The organism is Globicatella sp. HMSC072A10 (genome assembly GCF_001811625.1).
Classification (GTDB): Bacteria; Bacillota; Bacilli; order Lactobacillales; family Aerococcaceae; genus Globicatella; species Globicatella sanguinis.
In genome coordinates this window covers 22,859-35,782 of the sequence record NZ_KV805661.1, presented here as the reverse complement: position 1 = coordinate 35,782, position 12,924 = coordinate 22,859, and the positions used below count along the sequence as shown (strand labels likewise).

The window sequence follows — 12,924 nt, the reverse complement described above, 5'->3', positions numbered from 1 at the left end:
TGCGCCTTTTTTGTCTTTCTTTTCAAATAAAACAACTCATTCTAACATGCATTTTACTTTATAATCATTAAGAGATATGGCATAATACTTCTTATGAATTATCGAAAATCCAATTATTACTTTTAAAAATATCTAAAAATTATTGGGTTCTATTAGGAGGAAATTTTATATGTTATTTGAGAACATTATCGAAACAGTAGGAAATACACCTTTAGTAAAGTTAGCTAATCCAAATCAAGATCGTGCTGATATTTATGTTAAAGTAGAAAGTTTCAACCCAAGTGCAAGTATTAAAGATCGTGCTGCGAAATTTATTTTACAAGATTTATTAGATAAAGGAGTCTTAAAAACGGGTGGCACTATTATTGAGGCAACTAGTGGAAATACAGGTGTCGCTTTAGCTATGATGGGGGCTGCATTAGGAATTAAAGTTATTTTAGTAATGCCAGAAACTATGACGATTGAACGTCGAAACTTAATGGCGGCTTATGGAGCGGAGCTAGTATTAACTCCTGGTTCAGAAGGAATGAAAGGTGCTACTGCCAAAGCAGAAGCTTTAGCTGAGGAATTATCGGCACCTATTTTTGGACAATTCACTAATGAAGCGAATATTAAAGCACATCGAGAAACAACCGGTAAAGAAATTTTAAAAGACTTAGAAAAAGTAGACGGTTTTGTGGCTGGTGTAGGGACCGGTGGAACTGTTTCAGGAACAGGATTAACTTTAAAAGAAGCAAATGCTGAAACGATTGTTTGGGCAGTAGAACCGACTGCTTCACCAATGTTAAGTGAAGGAAATGCGGGTCCTCATAAAATTCAAGGAATTGGAGCAAATTTCGTGCCTGATAATTATAGAGCGGACGTTGTAGATCGTATTTTTACCGTTTCTAATGAAGATGCGATTGAAACGACTAAATCATTAGCTAAAACAGCAGGATTGTTAGTTGGAATTTCCTCAGGTGCTAATGTCTTTGCAGCCACTGAATTAGCAAAAGAATTAGGATATGGAAAAACAGTGGTAACAGTTTTACCAGATACAGGTGAGCGTTACTTATCTGCTGGACTGTTTAATGCTTAAAGTATTAAAGTTTTGGTGGGAAGAAGCCAAGTGGGCTTATCAGCAAGATCCTTCTTGTAATAGTGTGATACAAGCTTTCCTATTATTTCCAGGCATTAAAGCGAGACGTTATCATACCTTGAGTCATTGGTTATATCGTCATCAGCATTTATTTTTAGCTCGTTGGGTCTCCGAAAGAGCCAAAACTAAGACGGGTATCGATATTCATCCAGGTGCTCAAATTGGGCATCATCTATTTATTGACCATGGTACCGGAGTCGTAATAGGTGAAACAGCCATCATTGGCAATCGTGTAACGATTTTTCATGGTGTAACTTTAGGGGGGACCGGTAAGGAGAAAGGTATCAAACGGCATCCAACTGTTGAATCAGATGTGATTTTAGGGGCAGGCGCAACGGTTTTAGGAAATATTACTATTGGACAAGGTGCTAAAGTAGGTGCCGGTGCTGTGGTGTTAAAGTCAGTACCTCAAAATGTGACTGCTGTTGGAATACCGGCAAAATATTATCAAACAAAAGATATACCTGATAATAGTGTTCCACCTGAATGGTTTATTTAATTAAATATGTTTATTATTGTGATTAAAAATATTATGGATATGTAATTAATCATTTAACAATTTATCTTTGAGAGACTGGCTTAAACTTGATTAATTTAGCCAACTAAGTGCTTGTTATTTTATAGCGCATTAGTTAAGTGGGGGTGAACAGACGAAGCGAAAACTATTCGATTTTCTAAGTCTGGTCCACTCCCTATTTTTAATCAATAAATAACTTAGTTAAGACAAGTTAACATCTTACAAAATAGAATTATTCGAATTGTATTTAGTTTAAATTTTAAGCCTGTTATAATCGGTTTCGGATAATTTTAAATGTATGAAATTTAGTATTATTAATTTTGATAAGCACCCAAATTTTACAAAAAACACTATATTTAGTGTTCAAGGAAAAATTAAACACAATATATAGTTGCAATAGCAGTGAAGATAAGGTAGTATATAGTCATTGACAATTAGTCGATAATCAAATCGACGGAAAGAGAGTGGATTATGAAAACTGTAACTGTTTATTCAAAACCAAATTGCATGCAATGTAATTTTACCAAAAAATTCTTAGAAGATAATTCTGTAGAATATACAATGATTGATGTTTATGAAAACGAAGAAGCATTAAATAAAATTAAAGAAATGGGCTTCCAATCGTTACCAGTAGTAGAAATTGAAGGCGAAGAACCATTTTTCGGCTTTAGACCTGATCGCTTAGAGAAATTAGCGGTATAAATCAATATAATTTAGATTTACTCGATTAATTAGTTATTAGACTAAAAGTCGAGTTTTTTTATTGTTATAAATCTTGGTCAAATAGTATGGGTGAGCAACATTACTCAGTTTAATCACATCAAAAAATATTAAGCAGCAGTTAAAAAGTATCTCTTATAATGGCTTATTTAGAGAAAATTTGTTGCAAATGAATTGTTATAATGAATGATAGTGATTGTCCATAGGGACTTTTAAGATTAACAAGATTATGGCATAATAGAGTAATATTTTTATTAAAGAGAGGAAATCTATTGGAAAACATCATTTTATTAACAAATAATTTGTTCGAGTACTTTATGACCCATTTAAATGCTCAAAAATTTTTCTTTTTATATTTAATCATCCTAAATGTCAGTTTAGTGTTCGCGATGCTTTGGGATAAATGGATGGCTATTAAAAACGCGCAAAGGATTTCGGAGCAGACCTTATTAGCCATGGGATTTTTTGGTGGTGGACTTGGAGGATTAGTGGGAATGTTTCTTTTTCGCCATAAAATTCGTAAACCTTATTTTACGATTGTTTATCTGGCAGGTATCTGTTTAGTAGTGTTGGTATATTATCAATTTTTTGCTTCACTATTTTAAATTTGTTATACTTATTTCAATTAGAATGGAGGTTTTATAAATGACTGATTGTATTTTTTGTAAAGTAATAAATGGAGAAATACCTTCTGCAAAGGTTTATGAAGATGATTTAGTGTATGCCTTTTTAGATATTTCTCAAACAACTCCTGGTCATACATTATTAGTCCCGAAAGAACATGTGCAAGATATTTTTGATTATTCACCAATATTAGCGGGGGATGTGTTGGCACGTTTACCGAAAATTGCAAAAGGATTAGATAATGCATTTCCCGATATGTTAGGTTTAAATATTTTAAATAACAATCGCGAGGCAGCTTATCAATCAGTTTTTCATTCACATTGGCATCTCATTCCACGTTATGGTGAAAAAGATGGCTTTAGTTTAACATTTACTAATCATATGGATGATGTATCCAAAGAACAGTTAACTTCTTTAGCTGAGCAAATTACTCAAGGGATTAGTGAGGTGACTGAATAATGAAACAAACTTTTAGGTCTGGCTTATTTTGGGGTGCTGTTATTGGAGGAGCCATTGGTCTACTCAATGCCCCCCGAAAAGGATCAGAAACACGGACGCAATTGAAAGAATTTAAAGAGCAAACGCAAAGCGATGTGACTGACTTAAAATTTAAAGTAGATCATTTGAATACTGTTGTCGATCAAGTGAAAAATGATGGTGTCCAAACTACTCAGGCATTGGTTGAAGAATTACAAGGTGATATTAAACATTTTATGGAAAATAATCAACCGCGTATTAATCGCATTCAAAGAAGAATCGAGACATTGAAAGATAATTTAGAAGAAAATATGAACAATCTATCAAATGTATCTGAAAATTAGTATTTTTCTTGAAAATGTACCATACGACCACAAAATATGTTATAGTTATCTTGTTATACACTTTAAGTCAATGAAGGAGTTTTATTTATAATGAAAAAAAGTTTAGTAAAAGTAATGACTGGATCGGCAGTAATGTTCTTATTAGCAGGATGCACTCCTACAAAAGCGAATGAAAATGCAGAATCAGCTACTGATAATAAATCAGAAGTAATCGCAACTATTGGAGACGAGACCATTTCGTTAGATGATTTCTATGCTGAATTAAAAGCGAAAGCTGGTACAGCTACTTTACGTAGTATGATTATTCAAAAAGTGTTAACTCAAAATGTAGATGACGCTGAGGCATTGAAGAAATCTGCTGACGAAGAAGTAAACGCACAAATTGAAAGTGCTGGTGGCGAGCAAGTTTTCCAACAATTATTAGCTTACCAAAACTTAGGATCAATTGATGATTTTAGAGAGTCTGTTTATATTCGTAACTTATTCCAAGAAGTTATTAGCAAAAATGTAGATACTTCAGAAGAAGCGATTAAAGCATACTACGAAAATGATTATGCTCCAAAAATGGAAGCACAACATATTTTAGTAGAAACAGAAGAAGAAGCTAACTCAGTTATTGAACGTTTAAATAACGGTGAAAAATTTGAAGATTTAGCAAAAGAATTATCAACTGATAGCTCATCAGCGGATGGTGGTAATTTAGGTGAATTCTCAGCTGGACAAATGGTTCCTGAATTTGAAGAAGCTGTTAAATCTGTTGCTAGCGGAGAGTTAGTGCCAGAACCTGTTAAATCACAATATGGATACCATGTTATCAATGTTATCAATAATGGTGAGAAGAAACCTTATGATGAAGTAAAAGATGAAGTGAAACAACAGTATTTAGATAGTAAATACAACGATTCTAATTTAGCTTATAGCATTGTTGGTAAATTCATTAAAGAAAAAGGCGTAGAAATTAAAGATGAAGATTTAAAACCAGCTTTAGATGAATTAATGGCTGCAATTGAAGCAGCTGAAGAAAGTGCTAAAGCCGCTGAAGAAGCCGCTGAAGAAACGACGGCTGAAGGTGAATCAGAAGCGGAAGAAACAACAGCTGAAGGCGAATCAGAAGAAACAGAAGCAGAAGAAACTGCTGCTGAAGACGAAGCCGCTGAAGAGACAACAGTTGCTGAGTAATTAAATAGATAATACAAATGACTAAGTTAGGTTTTGAGGCATTAAAAGGATTAACTTTTTAAAAGACTCAAGCCTGACTTTTTATTATTTTAGTAGTGAGATACAGCTCCTAATATGATACAATTTATTTGTATGTTCTAACAAGAAGGAGAAAACAATGACAACATTTAAAGAATTAAATTTACAGCCTTTTATCCAAAAAGCATTAGCAGAATTACAATTTGAAAATTTAACGGCTGTTCAAGAAGAAGTTTTAAAACCGGCTTTAGCAGGTGAAAACTTAATTGTTCAATCTCAGACTGGTTCAGGTAAAACACATAGTTTTTTAGTACCGATTGTCAAACAAATCGATCCTCAAGAGACAAGTGTGCAAGTCGTTATTACCGCTCCCAGTCGTGAGTTAGCGAATCAATTATATGATGTGACGCGACAATTGGTCAAAGATGCACCAGAAGAAATTGTTGTAAATAATTATGTCGGTGGGACTGATAAGGATCGTCAAATTGAAAAGCTTAATAATCGTCAACCTCATATTGTTATCGGAACCCCTGGTCGTATTTTTGACCTCATGTCAGCCAATGCCTTATGGGTCCAAACAACTAAGATAATGGTTGTGGATGAAGCCGATATGACGATGGATCTAGGCTTTTTATCTATTATCGATGAAATTGCTTCGAGAATGCCTCAAGAGTTACAGTTAATGGTCTTTTCAGCGACCATTCCTCAGCAATTATCGGTCTTTTTAAATAAATATGTGATTAGTCCTAAACAGATTAAAATTGAGCCAAAACAAGTATTAGCTGAAGAAATTCAAAATTATTTAATTAATACAAAAGGGCAAGATCGCCGTGAATTAGTTTATCAATTATTAACGATGGGTCATCCTTACTTAGCGTTAGTCTTTTGTAATACCAGACAATATGCTGATGAAGTGGCTGATTATTTAAAAGAACAGGGCTTAAAAGTAGCCTTGATTCATGGTGGAATCCCACCGCGTGAGCGTAAACGCCTAATGAAGCAAGTTCGAGATTTGGACTATCAATTTGTTGTAGCAAGCGACCTAGCTGCTAGAGGGATTGATATACCTGGAGTTTCAATGGTGATTAATACTGAAGTACCTAAAGAATTAGAGTTCTTTGTTCATCGTGTAGGACGAACAGGACGTAATAATATTGCGGGGACTGCTTATACCTTTGTGACCCCCGATGATGACCAAGCGATTGTCCAGTTGGAGAAAAAAGGTATTGAATTTACTGAAGTTGAGCTAGTAAAAGGTGAGATTCGATCAGCTAAAATACGTAATCGTCGTCAAAAGCGTCAAGATACTAAGAAAGATACGGACGATGCTGTAATTAAAGGCATGATTGCTAAAAATAAAAAACGTAAAGTTAAACCTGGCTATAAGAAAAAGCTAGATATTCAAATTAAAGAACAAAGACGTCAAACAGCTAAAAAGCAAGCACGTTCAATGAGACGGAATCAGGGACGTTAAGTTAAATAATTCTGAAAACGTGTTAAATATTTTAGCTAAACCCATTATGAGGATTGATAATGAAGAGAATCCTGTTTGTAAGTAGACGGATTACATTCACTATTATAATTTGGATGAGTGAGGTTTTAGGGAGTGGGCGTGGAGTAGAAAATCGAATAATTTTCGCTTTGTTTGTTCATCCTCGCAAAATTGGGAGCGGGCCAGAAGTAGAAAATTAAATGATTTTCGCTTCGTCGGCCCCCCAGTCAACCACTGCGCTTTGAATTATCGAGTAATAGCTTGATTGAATTTATTAAGCTTATTCTTAGTCTTTTTAAGACGCAGTTTGAGATCGCACAACCACTGCGCTATGAAGTTAATAGATGGTACCAAAAGGATTTGTTAAACGTTGGTCCATTCAATTCAATAAATTATTGGTGTTATGCTATAATATGAAGCATACTCATTAAGAAAAGGTGTTTTAAATGTTAAAAACAATTGTCATATTTTTACTGATATTTTCAATTATCGTTGTCTATCATGAATTTGGGCATTATTATTTTGCCAAAAAAGCCGGGATTCGGGTACGGGAATTTGCTTTAGGTATGGGTCCTAAATTATTTGCCAAACAAGATAAATCGGGTACCACTTATACTGTGCGAATGTTGCCATTAGGAGGTTACGTGCGCTTAGCAGGTTTAAATGAAGAAGATGGGATCGAACCGGGGATGCAAGTAGGATTAATCCTCAATCAACAAAACATTGTCACTGGTATTAATCTTTCCGATAAAAATGACCCTGAGGAATTACCGGTACAAGTAGATGAAACAGAATTAATTGATAAGATGATGATACGAGCGCTTCCCATTGGACAAGAAACGATGGTGACTTATCAAGTAGATCCAAATGCTTTTATTACCGAGGCCGATGGTACTAAAGTTTTGGTTTCACCAAGAGCGACACGTTATGAAAGTGCCACCCCTTGGAATAAAATTAAGACCAATATTGCCGGACCAGTGAACAACTTTATTTTAGCTATCGTTGGATTTATGATTGTTGCCTTAATTTCAGGAGGGGTTGTGTCAGATACTTCCATCATAGGTGAGGTAAGTACTGATTCTCCAGCAGCCACAGCCGGTTTAATAGCAGGAGACCGGATAACGAAATTTGGGAATCAAACGATTAATAATTGGAACGAATTAGCGATGGCCATTCAAGCTAATCCTGGAAAAACAATTCCTATTGAATATCAACGTGATAATCAGCCCCACACCAGTCAAATTACCGTTAACGAAGTTAAGGATGAGGAATCTGGGCAAACATACGGACAGATTGGGATTATCCGTTCTTATGATACAAGCATCAAGAGTCGTTTATTATTTGGCTTTAGTCAAACATGGGCTGTAATCACGATGGTTATTTCTACTATTTTAGGAATGTTTAAGCGTGGTTTTGACGTGAATCAATTTGGGGGACCGGTAGCCATGGCACAAATGACGAATACAGTTGTCCAACATGGTGCCTTAACGGTCATCAGCTTTATGTCTATGTTAAGTGCAAACTTAGGTATTATGAATTTATTACCTATACCAGCACTTGATGGCGGAAAAATTATCTTAAATATTTATGAAGCTATTAGAGGAAAACCACTAGCACAAGAAAAAGAGGGCATTATTACTTTAATTGGAGTAGCAATCTTATTTATTTTGATGATCTTAGTGACATGGAATGATATTATGAGAGCTTTCTTTTAATCGTATAGTTTGATAAAATATAAAAGCCAAGAAAAGATGAGGTGGCAATAAAGTGACGCAGGTGACTTTATCCGCCTCCTTTTCTTTATGTTAGTGGAAATGGAGGATAATGATGGACAAGACAGAATTATTTCAACATTTGTTAAATCAAATTCAATTGCAAGATGAAGATATATTAGACGCTTTATCGCAAACAGCTATTGACCATGTCGATATTTTAGCACAATCTAATCAATGGTATTTTCATTTGAAGAGTGCCGAACGATTCCATCCACATGTTTATAATGTTTTTATACACCATTTGCGCATGGCTTTTTCAGCTATTGCTAAAGTGGAGGTTTGGTGGCAGTTTGATCATGATCAATTGACTGATGAAATTATTTTAGATTATTGGACGGCCGTTTTAAGTGTCGTTTCAATGGAAAAACCATTCGTTAAAACACTTTTAGGTTCAGCTAAGCATCAATTGGATGGTCGAACAATTAAAGTTGCTTTAGCAATGGAACAACAAATTGATGTTATCCAAAACCAATATCATTCTTTATTAATGGAACATTTAGCAAGAGTTGGAATTAACAATATTCAAATTGAATATTATTTTGATGAAAAATTGCATGAAGCAGAACGTTTAAGTGTAATGGAACGTAAGATGTTGGAAGATGAAAAAAATCTTAAAGAAGCGATGGAAATGGCTGAAAAGCGTCAACAACAAACGCGTATTGAAGCACCAGTTAATAATAGTGATATTAAACCAATCGGTAAAGACATTACCAGCAACATTATTACTCCCATCAAAGAATTGCCTGATAATCAATTTAGACAAGTCATTGAAGGGTATGTCTTTAGTAAAGAAATTAAAGATTTACGTTCAGGTAATCAATTAATGATTTTAAAAGTCACGGACTATACGAGTTCGGTAACTGTAAAATTAATGAGTGGACGCGGTATTAAAAAAGAATCATTTACCTTGTACAATAAGGGCGACTGGTTACGTCTAGAAGGGGATATGGTACCGGATAACTTTACATCAGAATTAGACTTTAGACCCCGTAGTATTCGTCATATTACCCATAGCGAACGGGTTGATCGTGCACCAGAGGGTGAAAAACGAGTTGAGTTGCATTTACATTCTAATATGAGTCAAATGGATGCTACTAATAGTGTTAGTGATTTTATTAAACAAGCCGCTAAATGGGGGCATCCAGCTATTGCTATTACCGATCATGGGGCCGCCCAAGCCTTTCCAGAAGCTTATTCTGCAGGAAAAGCGAATAACATTAAAGTGCTCTATGGTATTGAAGCTTATGTCGTCAATGATGGTGAACCGATTGCTTATTATCCACAACCAATCGAGTTAGATTCGGCTACCTATGTAGTGTTTGACGTGGAAACAACGGGGCTTTCGGCTGTTTATGATAAAATTATCGAATTAGCTGGTGTCAAAATGCAAAATGGCGAAGTGATCGATACGTTTGAAGCCTTTATTAATCCGGGGCATCCGCTTTCTGCCTTTACGACAGAGTTAACTGGTATTACTGACGCAATGTTACAAGATGCGCCACCAGAAGCCGAAGTTTTACAAAAATTTTATGAATTTAGTAAAGATACGATTTTAGTGGCTCACAATGCGAGCTTTGATATGGGATTCCTAAATAAAGGCTATCTTCGTATGGGACTTGAAGAGACGACACAACCTGTCATTGATACTTTGGAGTTGTCACGTTTAGTTAATAGTCATTTACGGGCGCATCGTTTAAATACTTTAGCCAAACATTATAATATAAATTTAGAACAACATCACCGGGCAGTTTTTGACTCGGAAACAACGGGTTATATCTTGTATAAATTGTTAGAACAAGCTAAAGATGATTTTAATATGACCTTGCATTCGCAGTTAAATGATCAATTAGGTGAGGGTGATAGTTATAAAAATGCTCGTCCATTTCATGCGACGCTCTTAGCGAAAAACCAAGAAGGATTAAAAGATTTATTCAAAATTATTTCTGAATCCAATGTTAAGTATTTCTTTAGAACGCCACGAGTACCACGAAGCTTATTAGTCAAATATCGCGAAAATTTACTAGTCGGTACGGCTTGTAGTGAGGGGGAAATTTTCACTACGATGATGCAAAAAGGGTTTGATGAGACGGCGGAGTTAGTAGATTTTTATGATTATATTGAACTTCAACCAAAATCAGTTTATCAAACTTTAATCGACCAAGAACAATTAGGTTCAGTAGCCGATTTAGAAAACATCATGCGTGAATTAGTACGTTTAGGTGAAGAAAAGAATATTCCGGTTGTTGCGACTGGTAATGTTCATTACTTAGATGAAAAAGACTCAATATATCGTGAAATTCTAATTAAGTCAATGAAAATTAATGCTAATCGTCAAGTATTTTTACCACCTGTTCATTTTAGAACGACGGATGAAATGTTGATGGAATTTGCTTTTTTAGGTAGTGAAAAGGCTAAAGAGTTAGTGGTAACCAATACCCAAAAAATTGCTGATTCAATTGATGAAATCGAAGTAATAAAGGATAAACTATTTACGCCTAATATTCCAGGTAGTAATGAAGAAATCCGTCGCTTAAGTTATGATAAAGCGCATGAATTATATGGCGATCCATTGCCTGAAATTGTTGAAGCACGTATTGAAAAAGAATTGAATTCGATAATTTCAAATGGTTTTGCGGTTATTTATTTAATTTCCCAAAAACTGGTTCATAAAAGTAATGAAGATGGTTATTTAGTTGGTTCACGGGGTTCGGTAGGTTCTTCGTTAGTCGCAACCATGACTGGGATTACCGAAGTCAATCCTTTAGCACCCCATTATTATTGTAAAGAGTGCAAATTTAGTGAATTTTTCACTAAAGGGGAAGTTGGGTCAGGTTTTGACTTACCAGTGAAGGATTGTCCGCATTGTGGCAAACCTTTACACCGAGATGGCCATGATATTCCATTTGAGACTTTCTTGGGATTCTATGGTGACAAAGTACCCGATATCGATTTAAACTTCTCTGGTGAATATCAACCACGTGCCCATGCCTATACCAAAGTATTATTCGGGGAAGATTATGTTTATCGTGCCGGAACCATTTCGACTGTTGCAGAAAAGACCGCATTTGGCTATGTGAGAGGTTATCTCGAAACTACCGGAGAGCATATGCCACAAGCAGAAAAAGAACGCTTAGCCAAAGGAATTGAAGGTGTAAAAAGAACTACTGGTCAACATCCGGGAGGGATTATTGTTATTCCAGATTATATGGATGTTTTTGATTTTACACCCGTGCAGTATCCAGCCGATGATTTGTCAGCCGAATGGCGAACTACCCATTTTGATTTCCACTCAATTCATGACAATGTCCTAAAACTTGATATATTAGGACACGATGATCCGACAATGATCCGGAAATTACAAGATTTAAGTGGCATTGATCCCCAAACCATTCCGATGAATGACCCAGACGTGATGTCTTTATTTAGTGGGCCGGAAGCATTAGGGGTGACGAGTGAGCAAATCTTTTCGGAAACAGGAACTTTGGGCGTACCAGAATTCGGAACATTCTTCGTTAGAGGGATGTTAACGGAAACCAAACCTAAGACTTTTGCGGAATTACTGCAAATTTCAGGTCTGTCACATGGTACTGACGTTTGGTTAGGAAACGCGCAAGAGCTAATTAAAAATAAAACGACGACGCTAGCCAAAGTAATTGGATGTCGTGATGATATTATGGTGACCTTAATGCAATATGGAATTGAAGATGGCTTAGCCTTCAAGATTATGGAAAGTGTTCGTAAAGGGAAAGGAATCCCAGATGATTGGCAAGAAACTATGCGTGAAAATAAAGTACCTGAGTGGTACATTGACTCTTGCTTAAAGATTAAGTATATGTTCCCGAAAGCCCATGCGGCAGCCTATATTATGATGGCATTACGGGTGGCATACTTTAAAGTGCACTATCCGATGTATTATTATGCTGCTTATTTCTCAATTCGAGCTGAAGATTTCGATTTAGTAGCCATGCATCAAGGAAAAGAGATGGTCAAGCGACGTATTAGAGAAATCCAAGCTAAAGGGTTTGATGCTTCAGTGAAGGAGAAGAGTTTACAAACCGTCCTAGAATTAGCGAATGAAATGCTGGAGCGAGGCTTTAAATTCTCGATGATTGATATTGATAAATCAGAAGCTGACGTCTTTAAAATTGAAGGAGATACACTCATACCACCATTCAATGCGGTATCTGGTTTAGGTCTAAGTGTCGCCCAACAGATCGTTAAAGCACGATCAGAAGCTCCATTTATTTCCAAAGAAGATTTACAAAAACGTGGTAAAGTTTCGAAAACAATTATTGAATATCTTACTGAAAATGGGGTCTTAGACCATTTACCAGACCAAGATCAATTAAGCTTATTTTAAGGATAGTTGAGTTAATTGAGAGTAGACATAAGGTGAAAAACATTAGTTTGTTTAATTAATCTGTCCCGATTGACATAATCGAGTAGGTACGAATAAATCTCAAGGAGTGTTATTTGGTAACATTCAACGATGATGCCATGTTTCACTTTATAAGATAAGATGAAAGGTAATAACATAATACTAAAATTTATGAAGTACTGCTTGAGTTGAACTTAGGCAGTGCTTTTTTCAAGATAAAGGTTATGATAAAAAGTAAATCAGTGATGGTTTGAATAAGATT

At 35.5% G+C, this 12,924-nt stretch carries 10 protein-coding genes; all 10 read left to right on the top strand.

What is annotated here, in order from left to right; genetic code table 11:
- The first annotated feature begins 169 nt into the window (after window positions 1–169).
- The 10 genes from cysK (at window position 170) to HMPREF2811_RS03310 (ending at window position 12,644) form a co-directional block, all read left to right on the top strand.
- Window positions 170–1,078 carry a cysteine synthase A gene (gene cysK, locus HMPREF2811_RS03355; RefSeq protein ID WP_071408106.1) on the top strand — a complete coding sequence of 303 codons (909 nt, stop codon included), beginning with the start codon at window positions 170–172 and terminating at the stop codon, window positions 1,076–1,078.
- Complete coding sequence (gene epsC, locus HMPREF2811_RS03350) at window positions 1,071–1,637, top strand: serine O-acetyltransferase EpsC (RefSeq protein ID WP_071408105.1); 567 nt, start codon at window positions 1,071–1,073, stop codon at window positions 1,635–1,637. Before cysK ends, epsC begins: the two co-directional genes overlap by 8 nt.
- Window positions 1,638–2,126: 489 nt before the next feature.
- Window positions 2,127–2,357 carry a glutaredoxin-like protein NrdH gene (gene nrdH / locus HMPREF2811_RS03345; protein ID WP_071408104.1) on the top strand — a complete coding sequence of 77 codons (231 nt, stop codon included), beginning with the start codon at window positions 2,127–2,129 and terminating at the stop codon, window positions 2,355–2,357.
- Window positions 2,358–2,647: 290 nt separating this feature from the next.
- Window positions 2,648–2,980: a DUF1294 domain-containing protein gene (locus HMPREF2811_RS03340; protein ID WP_246829805.1), complete on the top strand. Its 333-nt coding sequence runs from the start codon at window positions 2,648–2,650 to the stop codon at window positions 2,978–2,980.
- Between the two features lie 40 nt (window positions 2,981–3,020).
- Complete coding sequence (locus tag HMPREF2811_RS03335) at window positions 3,021–3,458, top strand: HIT family protein (RefSeq protein WP_071408103.1); 438 nt, start codon at window positions 3,021–3,023, stop codon at window positions 3,456–3,458.
- Window positions 3,458–3,820, top strand: coding sequence for a YtxH domain-containing protein (locus HMPREF2811_RS03330; RefSeq protein WP_071408102.1), 363 nt, complete (start codon window positions 3,458–3,460; stop codon window positions 3,818–3,820). Before HMPREF2811_RS03335 ends, HMPREF2811_RS03330 begins: the two co-directional genes overlap by 1 nt.
- Window positions 3,821–3,910: 90 nt before the next feature.
- Window positions 3,911–4,999, top strand: coding sequence for a peptidylprolyl isomerase (locus HMPREF2811_RS03325; protein ID WP_071408101.1), 1,089 nt, complete (start codon window positions 3,911–3,913; stop codon window positions 4,997–4,999).
- 157 nt (window positions 5,000–5,156) lie between these two features.
- Window positions 5,157–6,491 (top strand): DEAD/DEAH box helicase, encoded by a 1,335-nt coding sequence (locus tag HMPREF2811_RS03320; RefSeq protein WP_071408100.1) that lies wholly within the window; start codon window positions 5,157–5,159, stop codon window positions 6,489–6,491.
- A 464-nt stretch (window positions 6,492–6,955) separates the two neighbouring features.
- Window positions 6,956–8,224, top strand: a complete 1,269-nt coding sequence (gene rseP / locus HMPREF2811_RS03315; protein ID WP_071408099.1) for an RIP metalloprotease RseP — start codon at window positions 6,956–6,958, stop codon at window positions 8,222–8,224.
- A gap of 109 nt (window positions 8,225–8,333) precedes the next feature.
- The gene (locus tag HMPREF2811_RS03310) at window positions 8,334–12,644 is read left to right on the top strand and encodes a PolC-type DNA polymerase III (RefSeq protein ID WP_071408098.1); all 4,311 of its coding nucleotides are present in this window, start codon (window positions 8,334–8,336) and stop codon (window positions 12,642–12,644) included.
- The last annotated feature ends 280 nt before the right edge of the window (window positions 12,645–12,924 follow it).

Coding starts and splice junctions, on each gene's coding strand:
- HMPREF2811_RS03330 (WP_071408102.1), top strand. CDS start 3,458: ATGAAACAAACTTTTAGGTCTGGCTTATTTTGGGGTGCTGTTATTGGA.
- epsC (WP_071408105.1), top strand. CDS start 1,071: ATGCTTAAAGTATTAAAGTTTTGGTGGGAAGAAGCCAAGTGGGCTTAT.
- HMPREF2811_RS03320 (WP_071408100.1), top strand. CDS start 5,157: ATGACAACATTTAAAGAATTAAATTTACAGCCTTTTATCCAAAAAGCA.
- cysK (WP_071408106.1), top strand. CDS start 170: ATGTTATTTGAGAACATTATCGAAACAGTAGGAAATACACCTTTAGTA.
- HMPREF2811_RS03310 (WP_071408098.1), top strand. CDS start 8,334: ATGATGGACAAGACAGAATTATTTCAACATTTGTTAAATCAAATTCAA.
- rseP (WP_071408099.1), top strand. CDS start 6,956: ATGTTAAAAACAATTGTCATATTTTTACTGATATTTTCAATTATCGTT.
- HMPREF2811_RS03335 (WP_071408103.1), top strand. CDS start 3,021: ATGACTGATTGTATTTTTTGTAAAGTAATAAATGGAGAAATACCTTCT.
- nrdH (WP_071408104.1), top strand. CDS start 2,127: ATGAAAACTGTAACTGTTTATTCAAAACCAAATTGCATGCAATGTAAT.
- HMPREF2811_RS03325 (WP_071408101.1), top strand. CDS start 3,911: ATGAAAAAAAGTTTAGTAAAAGTAATGACTGGATCGGCAGTAATGTTC.